The following is a 21,032-nucleotide window of genomic DNA, read 5'->3' as shown; positions in this document are numbered from 1 at the left end:
CCGTGACCACTGACCCACCCACCACACGACCGTTCACCGGAGCCGAATACCTGGAGAGCCTCCGCGACGGCCGCGAGATCTACCTGTACGGGGAGCGCGTCGACGACGTGACGAGGCATCCCGCGTTCGCCAACCCGGCCCGGATGACCGCGCGGCTCTACGACGCGCTGCACGACCCGGCCCGTCGCGACGTGGTCACCGCGCCGACCGACAGCGGCACCGGGTTCACCCACCCGTTCTTCCGGACCCCCCGCACGGTCGACGACGTCGTCGCCGACCGCGCCGCCATCGCCGAATGGGCACGGCTCTCCTACGGGTGGATGGGCCGCAGCCCCGACTACAAGGCCGCTTTCCTGGGCACGCTGGGCGCCAACGCGGACTTCTACGCACCGTACGAGGACAATGCCCGTCGGTGGTATCGCGAGTCCCAGGAGAAGGTCCTCTACTGGAACCACGCGATCGTGCAGCCCCCGGTCGACCGTCACCTGGCCGCGGACGCCGCGAAGGACGTCTTCGTGCACGTGGAGAAGGAGACCGACAACGGCCTGGTGGTCAGTGGTGCCAAGGTGGTCGCCACGGGCTCGGCGCTGACCCACTTCAACTTCATCTCCCACTACGGTCTGCCGATCAAGGAGCGTGAGTTCGCGCTCGTGGCGACCGTGCCGATGGGCGCGCCCGGGCTCAAGCTGATCTGCCGCCCGTCGTACTCGGCCACCGCCTCGGTGATGGGCAGCCCGTTCGACTACCCGCTGTCCAGCCGACTGGACGAGAACGACACGATCTTCATCCTGGACAAGGTCCTGATCCCCTGGGAGAACGTGTTCCTCTACGGCGATCCGGAGCAGGTCAGCACGTTCGTGCCGCGCTCGGGCTTTCTGGAGCGGCTGACGTTCCAGGGTTGCATCCGGCTCGCCGTGAAGATCGACTTCATTGCGGGCCTGCTGCTGAAGGCACTCGACCTGACCGGCACCGGCGGATACCGGGGCGTGCAGACCCGGGTCGGCGAGGTCCTCGCCTGGCGCAACATGTTCTGGGCGCTGAGCGACGCCGCGGCCCGCAACCCGCAGGAGTGGAAGGGCGGCGCCCTGCTGCCCCGGCTCGACTACGGCCTGGCGTACCGGTGGTTCATGACCGTCGGGTACCCGCGGATCCGGGAGATCATCGAGCAGGACGTCGCCAGCGGCCTCATCTACATCAACTCCAGCGCGGAGGACTTCGAGAACCCGGAGATCCGGCCGTACCTCGACCGCTTCCTGCGCGGTTCGGCCGGACAGACGGCCGTCGACCGGGTGAAGCTGATGAAGCTGCTGTGGGACGCCGTCGGCACCGAGTTCGGCAGCCGCCACGAGCTCTACGAGCGCAACTTCGCGGGCAACCATGAGAACGTGCGCGCCGAGATCGTGGCCGTGCAGGAGATGACCGGTCAGCTCGACGGCTACCGGGGCTTCGCCGAGCAGTGCCTGGCCGAATACGACCTCTCCGGCTGGACCGCGCCCGACCTGGAGTCGTACGACGATCTGCGGGCGCTGCGCAAAGAACTGTGGAAGCGGAGCTGACGTGGCGACCCCGTACTTCGGGCACGTGATCGAAGGGATGGAGACCCCGCCGGACGACGGTCCGCGGGCACCGTCCATCGACCCGTTCACCCGCCGGCCGTGGGCGGTCGCCGCGGCCGGCGACCACACCGTCGCCGCGCGGGCGGTCGCCGCGGCCCGCACCGCCTTCGACTCCGGGCCGTGGCCAGGCATGGGCTTCACCCGACGCGGCGTCCTGCTGCACCGCCTCGCCGACCTGGTCGAAGAGCACACCGAGGAACTGGCGCTCGCCGACACGCGCGACATGGGCAAGCCGATCAGCGACAGCCGCGGCAAGGACGTGCCCCGGGCCGCGCAGAACCTGAGGTTCTTCGCCGACCACGCCCGGCTCGGCGCGGCGGAGACCTACCCCATGGACAGCGGCCACCACGCCTACAGCCGCTTCGAACCGGCCGGTGTGGTGGTTGCGGTAAGCCCCTGGAACTACCCGCTGATGCTCGCCACCTGGAAGATCGCGCCAGCCCTCGCCTGGGGCAACACCGTGGTCCTCAAACCGTCGGAGGAGACACCGGCGTCGGCAACCATCCTGGCGCGGCTCGCGGTCGAAGCCGGCCTGCCGCCCGGCGTACTCAATGTGGTGCACGGCACGGGCGACGCCGTCGGGAAGCCACTCGTCACCGACCCACGGGTCGACCGGGTCACCTTCACCGGCGGCACGGCAACCGGCCGGGCGATCGCCGCCGCGGCCGCCGCCAACCTGACACCCGTCAGCCTGGAACTCGGCGGCAAGGGCGCCAGCGTGGTCTTCGCCGACGCCGACCTCGACCAGGCTGTTGCCTGGTCGATCAAGGCGATCTTCACCAACGCCGGCCAGATCTGCCTCGCCGGCAGCCGACTGCTCGTCCAACGCGACATCTACGACGCGTTCCTGTCCCGGTTCGTCGCGGCGGCCGAGGCGCTGCCGGCCGGCGACCCGTCCGACCCGACGACCCGCTTCGGGCCGCTCGCCTCGGCCAGACACCACCGAGCCGTCCTTCAGCACGTGCTCCGGGCAGAGGAGGCCGGCGCCCGGGTGGTGACCGGCGGTGCGGGCGAGGGCTGGACCGTGCGGCCCACGGTGCTCACCGGCGTCGGCACGGACACCGCCGTGTGGCGCGAGGAGATCTTCGGCCCCGTGGTGACCGTGACACCGTTCACCGACGAGAAGGACGCGGTGCGCCTCGCCAACGACACCCGGTACGGCCTGAACGCCATGCTCTTCACCAGCGACCTGTCCCGGGCGCACCGGGTAGCCGGCCGCCTGCGCGCCGGCACCGTCTGGGTCAACTGTTTCTTCGTCCGAGACCTGCGCGCGCCGTTCGGCGGGGCCGCAGAGTCCGGGATCGGCCGCGAAGGCGGCGCGTTCAGCCGTGATTTCTTCACCGAGCCCAAGGCCGTCGTGATCCAGGTCGATGAAGGGGGCCGCCCGTGAGCCACTCCGAGGAAGGTATCCGCTACCTCACCGCCGCCGACGTCACCGGGCTCGTCAGCCGGATCGACGTGCCGGGCGTCATCCGCCAGACCCTGCTGGCCTACGCCAAGGGTGCCGCGGGGCTGTCCCCCGAGGCCGCCCTGCGCTGGACGACCGGCTCCGGGCACGCCGCGCGCAGTCTCATCCTGCCGGGGTGGGCCGACGGGGCGTACGGCTGCAAGATCATCAACGCCTCACTGGGAAACGTGGAGCGGGGCCTGCCCCGGGCGGCCGGTCTGGTCGTGCTCGACGACCCGGAGACCGCACGGCCCGTCTGCATCATGGAGGGCGCCCGGATCAGCGCCCTGCGCACCGCGGCCACCTCGGTCGTCGCCGTCACCGCCGTCCTCGAACCGGCCGGCGTGACGCGGCTGGCGTTCCTGGGCTGTGGCCGGCAGAGCGAGACACACCTCGAACTGCTCGCGCCGCTCACCCCGGCCCTGCGTGAGGTGCGCCTGTTCGACCTCGACGCGGGCCGCGCCGGGCACTTCGCCGCCCGATGCCGCGACCTGCTCGGCACGGGCCGGCAGATCCGGGTGACAACGACGGCCCGGGAGGCGGTCGAGGGTGCCGCGCTGACCGTCGCGGCCACGACCACCACCGAGCCGTACGTGGACCTCGACTGGGTGCCGCCCGGTGGGACGTTCGTCAACGTCTCGCTCGACGACGCCACCGAAGGGCTGCTGCTCGGCGCCGACCACCTCATCGTCGACGACTGGGAGTTGGTCCGCACCGACGACCATCGCCTGCTCGGGCGGTTGGCCGCCGCGGGCCGGGTGGTCGGTCCGGACGACCCCGCACCGGACGGATCGCGCCGGGTCGACACCGAGATCCCGCGTCTGCTCGCTGGGGAGTACGGCCGCCCGGTCACCGCCACCGACCGCGTGGTCATCAACCCGTTCGGCATGGGTGTCAGCGACATCGGGCTCGCCGCCGCCGTCTTCGACCTCGCGCGCCGAACCGGTGGCGGCACGCTCCTGCCGTGCTGATGCCGCCGCCGTCACCGCCTCCCGGCGCCGAGGTGTCCCCGCTGGACACCCCGCAACTGCGTCCCGTCCTGGGCACCTTCGCCACCGGGGTCACCATCGTCACCGTCGGCGGAGCCGACCCGCACGGGATGACAGCCAACTCCTTCACCTCCGTCTCGCTCGACCCGCCCCTCATCCTGATCTGCCTCGAGAAGAGCACCCGCACCCTTGACGGCGTCGTGGCGGCCGGGACCTTCGCGGTCTCGGTCCTCGCCGCCGACCAGGACGCGGTCGCGCGGCACTTCGCCCGTCGTATGCGCCCCAGCGGTCCGGCCGGCTTCGGCGGGGTGCCGTGCGTCGACGGCCCGCACACCGGCGCGCCCCTGGTGCGCGACGCCGCCGCCTGGCTGGAGTGCGCCCTGTGGCGCACCTACGACGGCGGTGACCACGCCATCGTGGTGGGCCGTCTGTTGTCCGTGCGCCGCGTCCACGACCGCGCCCCGCTGCTGTTCTACTGCGGACAGTTTCACCGTGGGCCCGTTACGGCGGCGTCAGCTTGAGTCGCTGCCGACGCCGGCCTGGACCCTCGCGGCATCGCGGAGTCGGGCATGACCCTCGCGAACCTGCTCGACATCGCTCAGGTGCTCACCCGGCTCACTCCCACGGGTGTCGGTCGGTCGATCCGGGCAGCGGGGCACGATCCGCGATCCCCGCGGTGCGGGCGGGCTCCAGCGCGGCGAACAGCGGCGATACGGACAGCGACGGCATCGGGCCTGCTCAGGCGATCGTGGCGGGAGTCTCCGGGGCCGCCGGGGCGGGATCGGCGTACGCGGCGGCGACCGTGGCCCGGTCGAAGACCCGCCAGGTCACCGCGATGACCGCCAGGGCCACCACGAGCCCCACCCAGTACGGCGCGGTCAGCCCGAACCGGGCGGCGACCACCCCGCCGAGCAGCGCACCGAGGCAGTTGCCGCCGGCGGCGATGAACAGCGTCGTGCTGCCCACCCGGCCCTGCAGGGCGGACGGGGTCAACCGCTGACGCAGCGAGTTGGCCACCATGTTCCACAACGCGCCGTGCACCCCGAACGCGAACAGCGCCACCCCGACGACCACCGCGCTGCGGGACGCGGCCAGCGCCAGGTGCAGCCCCGCCTCGATCAGCAGGCCGATCCGGATGGTCCACGTCGCGGTGACCGCGGCGACGAGCCGGTCCCCGACGACCGAGCCGAGCAGCCCACCGACCGCGAGGCAGGTGAAGAGGGCGCCGTACCCGACCGAACCGAGGCCCAGCCGTTGCGTGGCGAGCAGCACCAGCACCGCGAGGGCCGCGGTGAGGGTGAGGTTGAGCAGCCCGATCAGCAGGGTCATGGTGCGCAGCAGCCGGTGGGAGAGCAGCCAGCGGAACCCCTCGGCGACCTCCGCGCGCACCGAGCGGTGTCCGCCCGTCTCCGACGTCCCGCGGTACGACCCGGCCATCAGGCCCACGAGGAGGGCGCTGAGGGCGTACGTGCCGGCGTTGACGCCGAACGGGATGGCGGCCGCCACCACGAAGAGGAACCCGCCGAGCGGCCCGGCGACCATGTTGTGCATGACTGTGGTGCCCGCGCCCAGCCAGCCGTTGGCCCGTTCCAGCCGCGACCGCGGCACCACCGCCGGCAGCACCGCCTGGGCGGCCGTGCGGAACACCACCTCACCGGCGTTCACCACGAACAGCACCGCGTACAGCAGCGCCACCCCGGCTCGATCGGTGACGATCGCGGCGGCCAGCACCGCCAGGGCGGCGACCCGTACCCAGTCGACGGCGATCATCAGCCGGCGCCGGTCGACCCGGTCCGCGAGGACCCCGCCGGGCAGCGAGAAGAGCAACCACGGCAGCCACGCCACCGCGGCGCCCGCCGACACGACCAACGGGTCGTCGGTCTGCGCCGCCACGTACAGCGGAGCCGCCACGGTCGCCATCCCGCTGCCCAGCGCCGACGTGGTGCTCGCCGCCAGGAGCCGGGCGAAGCGCCCGCCGAGTCGTTCGCTTCTGGTCGCCGTCACGGCGAGCGAACCTACCAGCGGCTGCGGTTCTCTCCGACCGGATTAGGGGACCGGATCCTGCGCGGCGGCTGGCCGTGGGGCGTCGGGCGGCTGGTCGCCGGGCAGGCGTTCGCGGCGCACGCGGACCCCCGGTCATCAGCCGAAGCGGCGCCACGCGTCGTCGGCCACCGCGTCGATGCTGCGGCCCGCCGAGGCCAGGTCCGCTGCGGTGAACTGTTCCGGCTCACCCGCGCGCCGGCGAACCGCTCGTCGCGCGAGATCGGCGTACGCGGGGAACAGTTCCGCGAGGTACTCGGCGGCGGCCGCCTTCGAGATGACGTCCTGGTGGGCCAGCGTGTAGTGCAGTCGTGCGGGGCCGAGCACGAGCCAGCCGACGGTGTCGGCGTCCACGACCTGGTCGGGTGGCACGTCGGCCAACGCGGCCGGGATCCTCGCCGCCGTCGCCTTCCAGTACTCCCGCAGGTTGTCGAGGTTGTACCGGCGCAGTTGCTCCGGGTCGACCCGTATCCCCAGGTCCGCGACGGCCGGTCCGCGCACCGGGATGCCGTACCGCCGCAACGTCAACCACAGCACCGGAGTGAGCTCGCCGCACGGCCGGTCGGGCGTGAAGTGGCCGTTCACCACGAACGGCACGATCCGGTTGTCGATCGGCCAGACCTGCGCCAGGGTCGGCTCGAGGTAGACGCCGTCCAGGCGTGGCGACCCCGGCATCTCGCGGTGGATCCTCGCGAGCTGGGTCAGATCGTCACCGGTGGCCGGCCGCGACGTCAGGATCACGGTGTCCACGTCACTGGCGCGCGGCTGCCAGGCGCCGAGCGCGGCGGAGCCGACGACGTAGAGGCCCCGCACATAGCCCGGCAGGTCATGATCGACCTTTGCCAGGTAGGCCCGCGTCAGATCCTGGATCATGCCGGCGACCGTAGCAGTGCCGCACGGAACTCGATCGCCTCGGCGTACGTCCGCTTCCGCCGGAGCCGGGGATACGACAGAACGCTGGGCCCGGCAACGCCGGTTCAATACCGTCCGCCGTATTGGGCGGCGGTTACCTGGCGCCGGACACCCGATGCGGCTGTCGCCCCCCGAGGGGATGGATGACCATGAGCGAGCCGTTCTCGCGCGCCGAGCGGCGGGTGCGCATCGAAGACGTGGTGAGGCAGGGCGAGATGCTCAGCCAACCCGACCTGGTGGTGCGGCAGGACAGCGGCGGGGGCGACATCGCGCCGGCCGATGCGTCAGGCCCCAAGGCGATAAGGGTCGACGGATACCTCAAGATCGTGCAGAGCAACGGTTACATCGCCCACGTCACCCTGCATCAGGACGGGCAGCAGGTGTGGGGCACCGCGAACCACTCGGGAAACGTCCGGTGCGACGACGTCACGGGCACCGTCGTGGGCGAGCAGCTCTCGATGACCATCCCGTGGAACAACGGCACGCGAGGCATCTACACCAGTCGTCTCCACCTGGAGGACGGACCCTTCACGACCTTCGGCCAGGGCATCATGCGGGGCGACACGTACGACGAGCTTCACCCGGACGTGCGCGCCACCTGGGAGGTCCACGATCGGGTGTTCACCCGCCTGGACCACATGTAGTCGGCCCCTCCGCGCCACTCGGCGCCGTCGGGTCGTCGCCATGCCCGGCGCGGGCGACCGGGCACGAGCCGTTGCCGTGGTGCCCCTGTCGCCCGACCAGCCCACCTCGGCTCAGAACAGGGTCGACGGTCCGACCGGGATCGGCTCGGGCAGCGGTTCGACCTCCGGCAGGCGCGCCCGGATCTCGTCGTGGAACCTGCGGGCGAGGTCGGGCGCGTCGGCGTTGTCCGGGGTGTGCACGAACATGGTCGGGGAGCGGCCCTCGCGCAGCCAGCCGGTCACGACGTCGAGCCACGGTTGCCAGCCCTCGACCGTCCGGGCGGGGTCGTCCCGGCCGAGGTACCGGACGATCGGCCGGTCGGTCAGCGCGCGGGTGCGCAGCGGCGTACGTGGCTTCCTGGTCCACGCCTCCCGTTCCGCGTCGCTGGTTGGCGGCTGGCGGAAGAACGCGGTGGTGTCGAACGGGATCCACTCCGCGCCGACCGTGACGAGCGTGTCCTCCAGGGTCAGCGCCGCCCGCGGGTCGTCGAAGAACGCGGGGTGGCGGACCTCCACGGCGTACCGGTGGGTGGTGGGCAGCCCCCGCAGGAAGCGGGCGAGCGCCGGCACGTCGGCGGGGCCGAACGAGCCGGGTAACTGGATCCAGAGGGCGTGGGCCCGTGGGCCGAGGGGTTCGATCGCGTCCAGGAAGACCCGGAGTTCCTCGTCGGCGCCGGTGAGCCGGCGTTCGTGCGTGACCGTCTTGGGCAGCTTGAGCACGAACCGGAAGTCGGGGTCGGTCTGCCGCGCCCAGGACGCCACCGTCTCCCGGGCCGGGGTCGCGTAGAAGGTGGTGTTCCCCTCGACCGCGGTGCACCAGCCGGCGTACGCGCGCAGCCGCTCGTGGGCCGGCAGCGGATGCGCCAGAAAGCGTCCCTGCCAGGACTTGTGCGTCCACATCGCGCACCCCACGTGCAGGCGCATCCGATCCTCCCACCGCTCGACGGCCCGCGCGGGCAGGCCCGCGCCCGGGTACGGTATCCGGCCGGGCGACCCGGCTCCGCGCACACCCGCCGGCTCGGCCTTCGGCTCGCGCCCGACGTCGGGCCGTCCGCCCCTCGCGTGTTCCCCGACCCGCCCTCGGCCGCCCCGGGCAGCGGCATGGGGGCGGTCGGCCGTCAGCGGCCGAGGAGTCGCACGCCGACGTAGGCGGTGGCGGCCACCAGGACCCAGCTCGCCAGTCCCAGTGCCAGGGTGCGGCCGCCGGTGCGCCGGAGGGTCGGCAGGTGGATGCCGGTGCCGAGCCCGAACAGCGCGGCGACGAGGAGCACGTGCTGCACGTGACGCGCGGCGTCCGCCAGCGGGTCCGGGACCAGTGGGGTGCTGGCGAGGCCGACCGCGACCAGGAACCCGACGACGAACAGCGGCACCGCGGGTGGCCGGCGGCCCGACCCGCCCGGTGCCCCTCCCGCGGCGCGGCGCGCGGCGACGGCCACCGCGGCCACGAGAGGCGCGAGGAGCGCGACCCGCGCCAGCTTCACCGTGACGGCGGTGGTGAGCGCACCGGGCACCTGGTTGGCGGTGGCTACCGTCTGCCCGACGTCGTGGACGCTGGCGCCGACCCATTCGCCGAACGCGACCGGGTCCAGGGCCAGCGGGCCGCGCAGCAGCGGCAGCAGGGCGATCGCGAGGGTGCCGCACAGTGTGACCAGCGCCACCGCGGCGGGGACGTCGTCGTCCTCGGTGTCCGTCACCTTCTCCATCGCCGCGATCGCGGAGGCGCCGCAGATGCTGAAGCCGGTGGCGACCAGCAGCGAGCGGGCGCGGGACACGCCGAGCAGTCGTCCGAGCAGCCGGGTGCCGGCGAAGGTGACCGCGACGGTGCCCACCACCACGGCGAGGCCGGGGACGCCGATCTGCGCCAGGTCGCCGAGGCTCAGTTGCAGGCCGAGGAGCACCACCGCGAGCCGCAGCAGGGGTCCGGCGGCGACCCGGGTGCCGGCATGAAACATCGGGCGGTGCACGCCGAGATTGACCACGACCATCCCGAGCGCCACGGCGACCGTCGACGCGGGCACGGCCGGCAGCATGCGCGTGACGGCGAACGCCACCGCGGTGGCCGCGGCGACCAGGAGTAGTCCGGGGACGGCGCCCGGCGGCCGGCGTGGTTCCGACCCGGGTGGATGCGCTCGACCCTTCCCGCACCGACGGCCAGCGCCGGGTGCCGTGAGGGTGGGTCTGCTCGGGTCTTCGTCGACCACCGTGCCTCCCGAAAAGTGAGATCTCCTTGACAGTGCAGCAGCGGCGGTCGGGCCGGTAGGTGGCTCAGTGTGATGGGCTCATCAGGGCGGCTGATGGGTCGGCGTAGTGTCTGGGCGTGGAGTTGTCGCGGGTGCCGGATCTGGACGCGCTCGAGCTGTTGCTGCTGGTGGATGCCACCGGAAGCCTCGGCCGGGCGGCACAGGCACGGGGGATCGGGCAGCCGGCCGTCACGGCTCGGGTCCGCACCATGGAGCGGCTCGTCGGTTTCCCCCTGGTCGAGCGGGGTCCTCGTGGCTCCACGCTCACGCCTGAGGGGCGGCTGGTGGCTGACTGGGCACGCGACGTGCTGCAGGCGGCCGCGACACTCGACGCCGGCATCCGCTCGTTGCGCGCGGAGCGGGACGTACGGCTGCGGGTCGCGGCGAGTCTCACCGTGGCGGAGCACCTGTTGCCGACGTGGCTCGTCCGGCTCGCCGCGCAGCGGCCGCAGACCGCCGTCAGCCTGCACGCGATGAACTCCACGGACGTCGCGCGGGCGGTCGGCGACGGCACGGCGGACCTCGGCTTCGTGGAGGGGCCGCGCGTGCCCACCGGGCTGGACTCGCGCATCGTCGCCCGCGACGAACTCACCGTCGTGACGCATCCCCGCCACCCGTGGGCGCGGCGGCGCCGGCCGGTCGACGCCGCCGAACTCGCCGCGACCCGACTGGTGCAGCGGGAGCCCACCTCCGGCACCCGGCATGCCCTGGAAACAGCCCTGCGCAGCCACGCGCCGCTCGCTCCGCCACTGCTGGAGCTGTCCACCACGAGCGCGATGCGAGCGGCGGTCGCCGCCGGCGCCGGACCCGCCGTCCTGAGCAACCTGGCCATCGACGACGAGGTGGCCGCCGGACGTCTCGTCCGGGTCCCGGTGACCGGCGTGGATCTCAGCCGGCCGCTCCGCGCGGTCTGGCCGGCCGGTCAGCGACCTACCGGACCGGCCCGGGAGCTGCTCGCCATCGCGGCTCGACGCGGTCGAGGGCCCGGCTGATCCGGCGCGGGCGCATCGATGACGCGGGCCACGGCCGGCCACCCCGCGGGACGCAGAGGGCCCGGGTCACGTCCTCGGTGACCCGGGCCCTCTGCACATCAGGCGATGTCGTACCGGTCCAGGTTCATGACCTTGACCCACGCCGCGACGAAGTCGGCCACGAACTTGTCGTGCGCGTCCTGGCTGGCGTAGACCTCCGCGAGTGCCCGTAGCTGGGAGTTGGAGCCGAAGATGAGGTCAACCGCGGTGGCGGTCCACTTCACCGTATCGGTGGCCAGGTCCCGGATCTCGTACACGTGCTCGTCGGACTCCGATGCCTTCCACCGGGTGCCCGGGGAGAGCAGGTTGGTGAAGAAGTCGTTGGTGAGCACGCCGGGCTGGTCGGTGAGGACGCCATGCTGCGTGCCGCCGGCGTTGGCCCCGAGGGAGCGCAGGCCGCCGATGAGGACGGTCATCTCGGGCGCGGTCAGGTTGAGCATGTAGGCACGGTCGAGGAGCAGTACCTCCGGCTGGGTCTTCTCGCCGGGGCGCAGGTAGTTGCGGAACCCGTCGGCGCGCGGCTCGAGGACCCGGAAGGACTCGACATCGGTCTGCTCGGCAGTGGCGTCGGTGCGGCCCGGGTGAAACGGCACGGTCACCTCGACGCCGGCGTCGCGCGCCGCCTTCTCGACGGCGGCCGAGCCGGCCAGCACGATGAGGTCCGCGAGCGAGATCTTCGCGCCGCCGGCCTCGTTGAACTCGCGCTGGATGCCCTCGAGGGTCTCGAGGACCGTCGCGAGCTGCTCGGGCTGGTTGACCGCCCAGCTGCGCTGCGGCTCGAGACGGATCCGTGCGCCGTTGGCGCCGCCGCGCTTGTCGGTGGACCGGAAGCTGGCGGCTGAGGCCCAGGCGGTGGAGACCAGCTGGGCGGTCGTGAGGCCGGACTCCAGGACCTTCGCCTTGAGGGCGGCGACATCGGCGTCACCCACGAGCTCGTGGTCGACGGCCGGCACCGGATCCTGCCACAGCTGCGCCTCGGGGACCCACGGTCCGAGGAATCGGCTGACCGGACCCATGTCGCGGTGCAGCAGCTTGTACCAGGCCTTGGCGAACGCCAGCGCGAACTCGTCGGGGTTCTCCAGGAAGCGGCGCGAGATCTTCTCGTACGTCGGGTCGACGCGCAGCGACAGGTCGGTGGTGAGCATCGTCGGCTTGTGTTTCTTCGACGGGTCGTGGGCGTCCGGGATGATCGCCTCGGCGTCCTTGGCGACCCACTGCTTCGCGCCGCCCGGGCTCGTGGTGAGTTCCCACTCGTAGCCGAAGAGGATCTCGAAGAAGCGGTTGCTCCACTGCGTCGGCCGGTCGGTCCACGTCACCTCGAGACCGCTGGTGATCGTGTCCGCGCCCTTGCCGCTGCCGTAGGTGCTCAGCCAGCCCAGGCCCTGCGCCTCCAGCGGGGCGGCCTCGGGCTCGGGACCCACGTGGTCGTCGGCGACGCCGGCGCCGTGGGTCTTGCCGAAGGTGTGGCCACCGGCGATGAGGGCGACGGTCTCCTCGTCGTTCATCGCCATCCGGGCGAAGGTCTCCCGGATGAAATGCGCCGCCGCAGCCGGGTCCGCGTTGCCGCGGGGGCCCTCCGGGTTGACGTAGATGAGCCCCATCTCGGTCGCCCCGACGCCGGCCGCCATCTCCTTCTCGGAGACGTAGCGTTCGTCGCCGAGCCAGGCGTCCTCCGGACCCCAGAAGATCTCCTCGGGCTCCCAGACGTCCTCCCGACCGAAGCCGAATCCGAAGGTCTTGAAGCCCATCGACTCCAGGGCGACGTTGCCGGCGAGCACGAGCAGGTCGGCCCACGAGATCTTCTGGCCGTACTTCTGCTTGACCGGCCACAGCAGCCGGCGGGCCTTGTCGAGGTTGGCGTTGTCCGGCCAGCTGTTGAGCGGAGCGAACCGCTGACCACCGTCGCCGGCGCCACCGCGACCGTCGTGGATGCGGTAGGTGCCCGCGGCGTGCCAACTCATCCGGATCATCAGGCCGCCGTAGTGGCCGAAGTCGGCCGGCCACCAGTCCTGCGAGGTGGTGAGGACCTTGATGACGTCCTGCTTGAGGGCCTCGACGTCGAGCTTGGCGAACTCCTTGGCGTAGCTGAAGCTCTCGCCCAAGGGGTTGCCCTTGGACGAGTGGGCCCGCAACACCGAGAGGTCGAGCTGGTTGGGCCACCAGTCCCGGTTGGTGCGCGGACGACCTCCGGTCTTCGGGGCCGGCGAGTCGATCGCCGGGTTCTCGCTCTCACTTCCGTGCGCGGTCACGGAGTCGTGCGCGACCGGGCAGCCGGCCGCCGCCTTCTTGTCCACGCCCTGCGCGCTGGAGGGGCCGTTGTCCTGGTTGTCGCTCATCTGCTTCCTTCCGAACTGGCGAATCACTGGGAGGTGCGTTCGGTCGCACAGTCGGGGCAGGTGCCCCAGTAGACGACCTCCGCCTCGTCGACTGTGAAGCCGTGGTCGTCGGAGGCGGTGAGACAGGGAGCGTGGCCGACAGCGCAGTCGACGTCGGCGATCGCGCCGCAGGAGCGGCACACGACATGGTGGTGGTTGTCCCCCACCCTGGACTCGTACCGGGCGGTCGCACCGGCAGGCTGGATGCGCCGCACCAGTCCGGCGTCGGTGAGCGCGCGCAGCACGTCGTACACCGCCTGGTGGGAGACCGTGGGCTGATCCGCCCGTACCAGGGCGATCACCGTGTCGGTGTCGACGTGCGGATGGTCGCGCAGCGCTGCGAGCACCGCCAACCGGGGCCGCGTCACGCGCAACGAGACCGCCCGCAGCTGAGTCTCGAAGTCGGACGTCATGTGATGAACATAGTCCATTCTTTTGGAATGAATCTAGTTTTGCTCGGCTCAACCCGCACACCTTCGACGCAGACCTGGGCGCCCAGCGGCGGTGGCACTACAACGAGCGGGGCGGGCGTGGCCCGGTGGACCGTCCCCGTCGCTGGTGCGCCCGCTGCGGTGGGACCGTCTCCTGTCCCGAGGGGCTCGGGCGTTCGACGCGGGTGGGGTTGCCGCGGACGAGTTCGTCGTGGACGCGCCAGCGGGCGGTGGTGGCGGCGTTACGCGCTGTCTCGTCGCCGTGCTCGACGCGTTGCCGCAGCAGTTGGACGGCGATGCGGCGGTTGAGGCTGAACTGCCGTTCGGTGTCGACCACGACGACGAGGCCCGTGGGGCGGTGGGTCGCCCGTACGGCCGTGCTGGCCTTGTTCCGATGCTGACCGCCGGGGCCGCCGGTACGGCAGGCGACGATGTCGACGTCCGCCTCCGCGAACGTCGTGGTCGGGGTGTCGACCTGGCACGGTCGGGCGGTGACGTACCAGTTCTTCCGGCCGGTGCTCGCCCGGTAGGGGCTGGGCGCCTGCCAGCACAGGGTCCCGGTCCACGAGGCGGCGAACGCCTCGGCGCCGGCACCGGAGATCCGGATCAGCACCGACCGGTAGGTGTCGGGCCGATCACCCGGCACGGTCTGCACCCGGCGGGTCGGCAGACCGTGCCGGGTGGCGTCGGCCTCCAGGCGACGCAGCAGCCGGGCCAGCGCCCAGGCGCACTCCTGCGGGCCGCGCCCGGCGGAGACGAGGAGGTGGACGCTCATGGCCGGCCTCGCCTGCGGCGGTTGTCCCGCCGGTCCGGTCGGGAGGCGGGCCCGACGTCGGGTGTCTTGTAGGTGACCAGCGGGACCGTGGTGGCCACGGGGGTGGCCAGGCCGTGGTCGACGAGATCGCTGACGACCTGCTCGATGCGCTTGTAGGCCGTCGGGGCCTCCTCGAAGAGCAACTGGCGGTCGCCGCACACCACCAACGACCCGACCGGGGTGCGGCGCAGTTCCTCGACGGTGTGCTTGGCCCGGCCCCGGCGCAGGGCGTCGGCGCGGGACATCTTGCGGCCCGCGCCGTGCGCCACGGAATGGTTGGCCTCCGGGCCGGCGTGGCCGGCGACGAGGTAGGAGGGGGTGCCGCGCGTGCCGGCGACGAGCACGTCGCGGCCGTCGCCCGGCGCCGCGCCCTTGCGGTGCAGGTAGATGCCGTCGCGGACCTCGACCAGGTTGTGGCACTGGTCGACGATCGGCTCGGTGGGCTCGGCCCCCAGCGCGTGGGCGACCCGGGCGGCCAACAGCCGCCGGTTGAGTGATCCCCAGCGTACGGCGTCGTCGTGCATGGCCAGGTAGGTGGCGGCGTCAGGGGCGGGGCCCGCGCCGTGGACCTCGGTGTGCGCCCGCAGGATCCGTTCGCCCAGCCCCCGGGAACCGCTGTGGACGATGAGCACGAGGTCGCCGGCGGTGAGCCCGAGACGGCTCGCGTGGCCCGGCTCGAGGACGGTCTCGATCCGCGACAGCTCGACGAAGTGGTTACCCCGGCCGACCGTGCCGAGGCCCTCGACGTGACCGGCGGGAACGTCGCCCTCCACGACGGCCCAGGCCGGGTCGTCGGCGTCCTGCTCGGGGTCCAGCGCGCGGTCGAGGTCGGGGAACCGGGCGGCGAGCCTCTCGGGTACGGGGCGCTTGAGCCTGATGGGAAACACGGCGATGCCGCAACCGATGTCGGAGCCCACCAGGAACGGGTACAGCACGGTCGACGCCATGGCGGCGCCGATCGGGGCGCCCTTGCCCGGGTGCAGGTCCGGCATGGCGGCGACGTGGATCATGCCGTCGAGGGCGGCCACCTGCCGGCACTGCGCCAGGGCGTCGGACTCGATCCAGCTCGTGGGGGAGGCGAACACGGTGACGGTGGCAGGGGCAGGGGCAGGGTTGGACTGCGGCAGGGACTCCCGCCGCCACTGGTGCGGAGACAAGGACGCTCGCTTTTCGCTGAAAGGGGACGGGCGGACGGCACGACGGCACCGGTCGGCGCCGTGGGGCCTGGGAGCAACGGGGGTGCTGTCCGTCAGAACGTCATGGACCCAGCCTCCCGGAGCCCGCCGTTGGCGGCAAGCGACTTTCGGCGGCGCGGGCGGTGCTCCGCTGGACGTCATGCCCGACCGCCGACCGGGCCGCCGGCCGACCGGTACCCTGCCCCGGTGACGCGCGAGCGGGAGATCACCGAACCGGTCGACCTGTGCCTGCCCGACGGGCGGCTCAACCCGGCGGCGGTCGGCTGGAGCCGCAGACCGCTGCACCGGGCCAACCTGCGCGGCTGGGGACGGACCAAGCGGTGGGAGTACTGGGGAATCGTCACCCCCACGCACGTCGTCGGCCTCGTCGCGTCGTCGCTGGACTACGCGGGCGTGCACAGCGTCTACGTCCTCGACCGCCACAGCGGCGTCGAGACCACCAAGGAGACGGTGGTCCCGTTCGCCCGCCGCGCGCTGTTCCCGGCGGCCAGCGGCGCGGGCCGGGTACGCGCCGTCGGCGGCGGCCTGTCGATCGACATCGACCAGCGCCCGGACGGCAGCACGATCCGCGCCACCACCCCCGGCGTCCAGGTCGACCTGGAGGCGCCGCTGCCCGCGGAACACGAATCGCTCGGCGTCGTGGTGCCGTGGGACACCCGCCGGTTCCAGTACACCGTCAAGGACCTCGGGCGGCCCGTGCGCGGCACCCTGCGGGTGGGCGACACGGCGTACCCGATCAGCGAGAAGGACTCGTTCGCCGTGCTCGACCACGGCCGTGGCAGATGGCCGTACGCCATCCGGTGGAACTGGGCGGCCGGCAGCGGCCCGGGCCGATCCATCCAACTCGGCGGCCGATGGACCGACGGCACCGGCTCCACCGAGAACGCCCTCTTCGTCGACGGGCGGCTGCACAAGATCGGCGCCGACCTGACCTGGCGCTACGACCGCACCGACTGGCTACGGCCCTGGCGGATCACCGGCGACCGGGTGGACGTGGAGTTCCATCCGTTCCACGAGCGGGTCGCCCGCACCAACCTCGGCGTGCTGGCCAACGAGACCCACCAGTGCTTCGGGCACTTCACCGGCTGGGCGCAGACCGACGACGGCGAGCGCACGGACCTCGACGGCCTCGCCGGCTGGGCGGAGGAAGCACGCAACCGCTGGTAGTCCGACACGGACCGGCGTCGGCGGACCTGCCGGCGTGCCGCAATGGGAGGATTGCCGGTGATGCGACGCAGTAAGGGAACCGCGCGGAGGTTGCCGCGCGTGGCGGGAGCGGCCGTCATCCTCGCCGTCCTGCTGGTGCCGGGCGCCGCGGTGGCGAACCCGTCGCCCGCTCCGGTCCGGGGGACGCCGCTGTGCGAGGTGCGTGACGACCGGCTGACCGAGATCTCCGGCCTGGCCGCCACGGACGGCGGGTACGTGGTGGTCAACGACGGCGCGGACGACGAGGCCCGCCGCCGGATCTTCTTCCTTGATCACGAGTGCGCCGTCACGCGGACGGTGTCGTATCCGTCGCGGCCCCGCGACACCGAGGACCTCGCCGTCGGCGTGGACGGCACGGTCTGGGTGGCAGACATCGGTGACAACGACCGCTCCCGGCAGACGGTCGCGGTGTGGAAGCTGCCGCCGGGCGCCGACCGTCCGGTGCTGCACCGCATGGCGTATCCGGACGGCCCGCACGACGCCGAGGCCATGCTCGTGACCGGCGACGGCCGGCCGGTGATCGTGACCAAGTACTCGGCCAACCTGTACGCCCCGAGCGGCCCACTGCGACCGGGCACGACCGTGCCACTGGCGAAGGTGGGACAGGTCCGGTTGCCGGCCTCCACGACGAGCAACCCGTTCTCGGTGCTCGGCCGGACAGCGGTCACCGGCGCTGCCACCGCGACGGACGGGCGCAGGATAGTGCTGCGCACCTACGCCGACGCGTACGAGTTCGACGTCGCCGACGGCGACGTGGTCACCGCGCTGACGAGCGGGACCCCACGGATCACCCCGCTACCCGACGAGCCGCAGGGCGAGTCGATCACCTACAGCCGCGACGGGCGGTCCCTGCTCACCGTGTCCGAAACCGCCGGCCGGCCGCCGGGAACAAGGGCGGACCTCCTCCGCTACGCCCTGGCCGCGGCCGACCCGTCGACAGCGCCGGTTGCCACCCCCGCGCCGACCGCGCGCGCCGCGGACGACGACAGGGCGGACCACCCCGACGACGTGGCCACGTTCATCGTGGCGGCCGGAGCACTCGGGCTGGGTCTGGTCGTCGTGGCGGGGGTCGTGGTGGCCCGTTCCCGGCGGGCCAGGTCGCGCTAACCGTCCTGGCCCGGTCGGTCGAGGCGGCGGACCCCGGACCTCACCCGGCGTTCGCCGGCCGCGTCAGCGCTCCTCCAGATATGTCCGCCTGGACGCATATCCTGTCTCCCGATATATTGTGGCCATGGTGACTCGACCGATGACCGAGGCGGCGTTCTTCGTCCTGACAGCGCTGGCCGGTGGGCCCTGCCACGGCTACGGCGTCGTCAACGAGGTGAAGGAGTTGTCGCGGGGGCGGGTGCACCTGAGGGTGGGCACGCTCTACGGCGTGCTCGACCGGCTCGTCACCGACGGTCTGGTGGAACTGGACCGCGAGGAGGTGCAGCAGGGTCGGCTCCGGCGGTACTACCGGCTGACCAACTCCGGCGGGCGGGCGTTGGCGGAGGAAGCTGACCGCCAAGCCGCCAATGCCCGTGCGGCCGCTGAAAGACTCGGTGTGTGGCGGCCGGCCGCCGGCGGCGCGGCATGACGAGCAGTCTGGAGCAGCGGTACCGCCGGCTGCTGACGCTTCTGCCAGCCTCCTATCGCCGGAGGTGGGAGGACGACATGGTCCGCACCTTCCTGGAGTGCGTCGGCGCTGAGGAAGACACCGAGGACGCCGCGTACCTCCGGGACCACGGCCGGCCGGACAGAGACGAAGTCCTCAGCGTCCTGGCGCTTGCTACGCGGCTTCGGCTCGGCGGCGTCGGCGCCGAGCCGAGGTCGCGGCTCCGGGGCGATGCGATCCGCGCGGTGGTGCTGCTCGGCCTGCTCTTCCATGCCGTCACGGCGGCGGTGGAGATCGGCGTCATGCCCTGGCTCGCCGGCGACTTTCCGCCGCTGCCGACGCCGCCCACCGAGCCGGTGTTCGACCTGCCCGGTGCACCGTGGCGCCTGGCGTTCAATCCCCTTGGTCTGTTCGCGATCGCCGCGTTCGTCGCGCTCGCGGTGAATCAGCCCAGGCCGGCCCGCTGGCTGGCGGCGGTGCCCCTCGTCGCGGACTGGGTCGCCAGGACCTACGAGGCGATGTTCCTGCCTGGCGGCACGCCCCCCACCACCTGGCTCATCGTGCTCGTCAACACCGGCCTGGTGCTGGCGTTGGTGGCGTTCCATCGGGAGGCTCCGCCCGTGCGCACCCGGACCTGGATCCGTGCCTTCGTCGCCGGTGTCCTCCTGAGCCCCCTGTACGTCATCGGGATGTGGACACTTCCCGTGGAGCAGGAGCTGCGATTCGCCGCACTCGACTGGCCGGGCCTGTGTGCGTTGTCGGTGTCCGCAGCGGGTGTCGGCTACCTCGTCCTGCGCGCGTCGGCAGTGGCCCGGGCAGCCCACTGGCCGCTGGCTCTCCTGTTCCTGGGGATTGCTGCCCTCGCGCTGCGCGGCGTGTCCGTCGCCGACTACGTCCTGCGGGGCGGCGTATCTGCTGCCGTGACAGCGGTGTGCGCTGCCGAGGCAGCGATCCTGCTGCTGGTGTGCGCGCCGCTGGCGATGCTGGCGCTGCGGGCCACCCGGGAACTCTCCGTGAACCCCGCCGACGTGTCGGGATGACGTGATACGGGCCATCAGATGGCCAGCGACCCATCGAGTTGTGCGAGAGGAGATCCCCTCATGTCGGAGCCTGACAAGCCGCGCAGGACGCAGGATCCCGGCGGCGCGGAGAAGTACCGGCGGTTGCCGGCACGCGTACGCCTCGACCAGGTCGTGACCACCCAGGCCGCGACCCCGGCCGGCCTGTTGTGGCTGGCGACCTCGGGTGACACCGGGGGGTGTGGCGGCGGCGACGGCGACGGTGACTGAGGCGAAGCCCCCTCACGATCGCGCCGGTGGTGCCTGGGCGGGAGAGTGGCCAGAGCCGCCGTTGCGGTAGGTGACGGCGGGCGATGGCTGGCGCGACCGGTGCGTCATGCCGGCCGATGATCGACACCTGCCTGTTTGACCCTGCCCCTGGGGCGGAGGGCAGACTTCGGACCATGCCACGGTGGTTGACGAGCGGTGAGTTCCTGAATCGGTCCCGACTGAGCACGAAGGCGTTGCGCCTCTACGAGGAGCGTCAACTGCTGTGCCCGGCGCACGTCGACGCCCGGACCGGCTACCGGTACTACGGCGACGCGGAACTCGACCGGGCTCGCCGCGTCACCCTGCTGCGCGCGATCGGCATGCCCATGGCGGCCATCGCGGAGGTGCTCGGCCTTCCCGGCCCGCAGGCGGTCGACAGGGTGGAGGCGTACTGGCGGGACGCCGAGGCCGCGCACCACGCCCGTCGGCCGCTGGTGCGTCACCTGCTGGATCTCCTCGACGATCGAGCGGCCTCGGGGGTCGCGTCCGGGGTCCGGTGCCGCGACGTGCCCACCCAGAAGGTGATCTTCATCCAGCGACACGTGACCGCCGGTCGCCTTCCGTCCTTCCTGCCCGAAGCGACGCGCCTGCTGTTCGACCACCTGACCGCCGCCGGCGGCACGCTGTCCGGGCCCGTGTTCGTCGCCTACCACGGCCTGGTCACCGAGGACTCCGACGGGCCTGTCGAGGTGTGTGCCCCGACGGGTGATCCGGTAGAGGCCGAGGGGTCGGTGGGGGTCCGGATCGAGCGAGCCCACCGGCAGGCGTACGTGTCGCTGACGAAGGCGGAGGCGGTCTATCCGGCGATCCTGCGGGCCTACGACGCGCTGGACACGTGGCTCCGAGATCACGACCAGCGGCTGAGTGCGTCCGCGCGGGAGATCTACTACCAGAACTGGGACACCGCGACCGACACTGAACCGTGCGTCGACGTCGCCTTCCCCTGCGAACCGGCAACACCCCGACAGGCCGCGACATGGCCGGCATCACCGTCCGACCCATGACGCCACAGACGCCGAGCGGATAGCATCCGCGAGCGGGTCGGCCGCCACCACGGCCGCTGGCGCGACGTGGTCCTGCTGGAGCGCCGCAGCCCCGTCATCACCTGAACCGGCCGGTTCCGCCTGCCT

Annotated in this window: 20 protein-coding genes and 1 pseudogene; 13 read left to right on the top strand and 8 right to left on the bottom strand. The window is 72.3% G+C overall.

Features of this window, described 5'->3' with window-relative positions:
* Positions 1 to 2 precede the first annotated feature (2 nt).
* From ACGF5G_RS19190 to ACGF5G_RS19175, 4 genes are read left to right on the top strand one after another with little or no spacing between them, the layout of a single operon-like run.
* Positions 3 to 1,556, top strand: a complete 1,554-nt coding sequence (locus ACGF5G_RS19190; protein WP_393264410.1) for a 4-hydroxyphenylacetate 3-hydroxylase family protein — start codon at positions 3 to 5, stop codon at positions 1,554 to 1,556.
* 1 nt (position 1,557) lies between these two features.
* On the top strand, positions 1,558 to 3,006 hold the full coding sequence (locus tag ACGF5G_RS19185; RefSeq protein ID WP_393264407.1) for an aldehyde dehydrogenase: 1,449 nt from the start codon (positions 1,558 to 1,560) through the stop codon (positions 3,004 to 3,006).
* Positions 3,003 to 4,034, top strand: a complete 1,032-nt coding sequence (locus tag ACGF5G_RS19180) for an ornithine cyclodeaminase (RefSeq protein ID WP_393264404.1) — start codon at positions 3,003 to 3,005, stop codon at positions 4,032 to 4,034. Before ACGF5G_RS19185 ends, ACGF5G_RS19180 begins: the two co-directional genes overlap by 4 nt.
* On the top strand, positions 4,034 to 4,573 hold the full coding sequence (locus ACGF5G_RS19175; protein WP_393264464.1) for a flavin reductase family protein: 540 nt from the start codon (positions 4,034 to 4,036) through the stop codon (positions 4,571 to 4,573). The genes ACGF5G_RS19180 and ACGF5G_RS19175 overlap by 1 nt, the downstream gene beginning before the upstream one ends.
* 217 nt (positions 4,574 to 4,790) lie before the next feature.
* Here ACGF5G_RS19175 and ACGF5G_RS19170 read toward each other — a convergent pair whose 3' ends face one another.
* Together ACGF5G_RS19170 and ACGF5G_RS19165 are read right to left on the bottom strand one after the other, a co-directional pair.
* Complete coding sequence (locus ACGF5G_RS19170; protein WP_393264402.1) at positions 4,791 to 6,056, bottom strand: MFS transporter; 1,266 nt, start codon at positions 6,054 to 6,056, stop codon at positions 4,791 to 4,793.
* A gap of 135 nt (positions 6,057 to 6,191) precedes the next feature.
* Positions 6,192 to 6,965, bottom strand: coding sequence for an aminoglycoside adenylyltransferase domain-containing protein (locus ACGF5G_RS19165; protein ID WP_393264399.1), 774 nt, complete (start codon positions 6,963 to 6,965; stop codon positions 6,192 to 6,194).
* 188 nt (positions 6,966 to 7,153) lie between these two features.
* Here ACGF5G_RS19165 and ACGF5G_RS19160 point away from each other — a divergent pair, with 188 nt between their 5' ends.
* A complete protein-coding gene (locus tag ACGF5G_RS19160) occupies positions 7,154 to 7,648 on the top strand; it encodes a hypothetical protein (protein WP_393264396.1) in 495 nt (164 codons plus the stop codon).
* 111 nt (positions 7,649 to 7,759) lie between these two features.
* On the opposite strand, the gene ACGF5G_RS19155 is transcribed toward ACGF5G_RS19160, so the two are convergent.
* Positions 7,760 to 8,587, bottom strand: coding sequence for a DUF72 domain-containing protein (locus ACGF5G_RS19155; protein ID WP_393264462.1), 828 nt, complete (start codon positions 8,585 to 8,587; stop codon positions 7,760 to 7,762).
* A 218-nt stretch (positions 8,588 to 8,805) separates the two neighbouring features.
* Positions 8,806 to 9,888, bottom strand: a complete 1,083-nt coding sequence (locus tag ACGF5G_RS19150; protein ID WP_393264393.1) for a YeiH family protein — start codon at positions 9,886 to 9,888, stop codon at positions 8,806 to 8,808.
* Positions 9,889 to 10,004: 116 nt separating this feature from the next.
* Here ACGF5G_RS19150 and ACGF5G_RS19145 point away from each other — a divergent pair, with 116 nt between their 5' ends.
* Entirely contained in the window at positions 10,005 to 10,919 is a 915-nt protein-coding gene (locus ACGF5G_RS19145) for a LysR family transcriptional regulator (protein WP_393264391.1), read from the top strand.
* A gap of 98 nt (positions 10,920 to 11,017) precedes the next feature.
* Here the strand turns inward: ACGF5G_RS19145 and katG are convergent, their stop codons facing one another.
* The 4 genes from katG to ACGF5G_RS19125 all read right to left on the bottom strand — a co-directional run bounded on the left by katG (position 11,018) and on the right by ACGF5G_RS19125 (position 15,735).
* Positions 11,018 to 13,294: a catalase/peroxidase HPI gene (katG, locus tag ACGF5G_RS19140; protein WP_393264390.1), complete on the bottom strand. Its 2,277-nt coding sequence runs from the start codon at positions 13,292 to 13,294 to the stop codon at positions 11,018 to 11,020.
* Positions 13,295 to 13,317: 23 nt separating this feature from the next.
* Complete coding sequence (locus ACGF5G_RS19135; protein WP_145817130.1) at positions 13,318 to 13,746, bottom strand: Fur family transcriptional regulator; 429 nt, start codon at positions 13,744 to 13,746, stop codon at positions 13,318 to 13,320.
* Positions 13,747 to 13,843: 97 nt separating this feature from the next.
* Complete coding sequence (prfH, locus tag ACGF5G_RS19130) at positions 13,844 to 14,539, bottom strand: peptide chain release factor H (protein WP_393264387.1); 696 nt, start codon at positions 14,537 to 14,539, stop codon at positions 13,844 to 13,846.
* Positions 14,536 to 15,735 carry an RNA ligase RtcB family protein gene (locus tag ACGF5G_RS19125; protein ID WP_393264385.1) on the bottom strand — a complete coding sequence of 400 codons (1,200 nt, stop codon included), beginning with the start codon at positions 15,733 to 15,735 and terminating at the stop codon, positions 14,536 to 14,538. The genes prfH and ACGF5G_RS19125 overlap by 4 nt, the downstream gene beginning before the upstream one ends.
* Positions 15,736 to 15,960: 225 nt before the next feature.
* On the opposite strand from ACGF5G_RS19125, the gene ACGF5G_RS19120 reads away from it, so the two are divergent.
* The 7 genes and pseudogenes from ACGF5G_RS19120 to ACGF5G_RS19090 all read left to right on the top strand — a co-directional run.
* The gene (locus tag ACGF5G_RS19120; protein WP_393264382.1) at positions 15,961 to 16,941 is read left to right on the top strand and encodes a DUF2804 domain-containing protein; all 981 of its coding nucleotides are present in this window, start codon (positions 15,961 to 15,963) and stop codon (positions 16,939 to 16,941) included.
* Between the two features lie 99 nt (positions 16,942 to 17,040).
* Complete coding sequence (locus ACGF5G_RS19115) at positions 17,041 to 18,087, top strand: hypothetical protein (protein WP_393264379.1); 1,047 nt, start codon at positions 17,041 to 17,043, stop codon at positions 18,085 to 18,087.
* A 139-nt stretch (positions 18,088 to 18,226) separates the two neighbouring features.
* Complete coding sequence (locus tag ACGF5G_RS19110; RefSeq protein ID WP_350706191.1) at positions 18,227 to 18,556, top strand: PadR family transcriptional regulator; 330 nt, start codon at positions 18,227 to 18,229, stop codon at positions 18,554 to 18,556.
* Positions 18,557 to 18,633: 77 nt separating this feature from the next.
* Complete coding sequence (locus tag ACGF5G_RS19105) at positions 18,634 to 19,614, top strand: hypothetical protein (protein ID WP_393264378.1); 981 nt, start codon at positions 18,634 to 18,636, stop codon at positions 19,612 to 19,614.
* A gap of 60 nt (positions 19,615 to 19,674) precedes the next feature.
* Entirely contained in the window at positions 19,675 to 19,863 is a 189-nt protein-coding gene (locus ACGF5G_RS19100; RefSeq protein ID WP_393264375.1) for a hypothetical protein, read from the top strand.
* 173 nt (positions 19,864 to 20,036) lie between these two features.
* A complete protein-coding gene (locus ACGF5G_RS19095) occupies positions 20,037 to 20,906 on the top strand; it encodes a MerR family transcriptional regulator (RefSeq protein WP_393264373.1) in 870 nt (289 codons plus the stop codon).
* A gap of 12 nt (positions 20,907 to 20,918) precedes the next feature.
* Positions 20,919 to 21,011 (top strand): annotated as a pseudogene (locus ACGF5G_RS19090) (N-acetyltransferase); the annotation flags it as partial.
* Positions 21,012 to 21,032 lie beyond the last annotated feature (21 nt).

Source organism: Micromonospora sp. NPDC047730 (genome assembly GCF_043204765.1).
Taxonomy (GTDB): Bacteria; Actinomycetota; Actinomycetes; order Mycobacteriales; family Micromonosporaceae; genus Micromonospora.
Note: the sequence above shows the minus strand (reverse complement) of the source record. Positions and strands in the feature narration are given on the sequence as shown.

Coding starts and splice junctions, on each gene's coding strand:
- ACGF5G_RS19175 (WP_393264464.1), top strand. CDS start 4,034: ATGCCGCCGCCGTCACCGCCTCCCGGCGCCGAGGTGTCCCCGCTGGAC.
- ACGF5G_RS19165 (WP_393264399.1), bottom strand. CDS start 6,965: ATGATCCAGGATCTGACGCGGGCCTACCTGGCAAAGGTCGATCATGAC.
- ACGF5G_RS19160 (WP_393264396.1), top strand. CDS start 7,154: ATGAGCGAGCCGTTCTCGCGCGCCGAGCGGCGGGTGCGCATCGAAGAC.
- ACGF5G_RS19155 (WP_393264462.1), bottom strand. CDS start 8,587: ATGTGGACGCACAAGTCCTGGCAGGGACGCTTTCTGGCGCATCCGCTG.
- katG (WP_393264390.1), bottom strand. CDS start 13,294: ATGAGCGACAACCAGGACAACGGCCCCTCCAGCGCGCAGGGCGTGGAC.
- ACGF5G_RS19135 (WP_145817130.1), bottom strand. CDS start 13,746: ATGACGTCCGACTTCGAGACTCAGCTGCGGGCGGTCTCGTTGCGCGTG.
- prfH (WP_393264387.1), bottom strand. CDS start 14,539: ATGAGCGTCCACCTCCTCGTCTCCGCCGGGCGCGGCCCGCAGGAGTGC.
- ACGF5G_RS19110 (WP_350706191.1), top strand. CDS start 18,227: ATGACCGAGGCGGCGTTCTTCGTCCTGACAGCGCTGGCCGGTGGGCCC.
- ACGF5G_RS19105 (WP_393264378.1), top strand. CDS start 18,634: ATGGTCCGCACCTTCCTGGAGTGCGTCGGCGCTGAGGAAGACACCGAG.
- ACGF5G_RS19100 (WP_393264375.1), top strand. CDS start 19,675: ATGTCGGAGCCTGACAAGCCGCGCAGGACGCAGGATCCCGGCGGCGCG.
- ACGF5G_RS19095 (WP_393264373.1), top strand. CDS start 20,037: ATGCCACGGTGGTTGACGAGCGGTGAGTTCCTGAATCGGTCCCGACTG.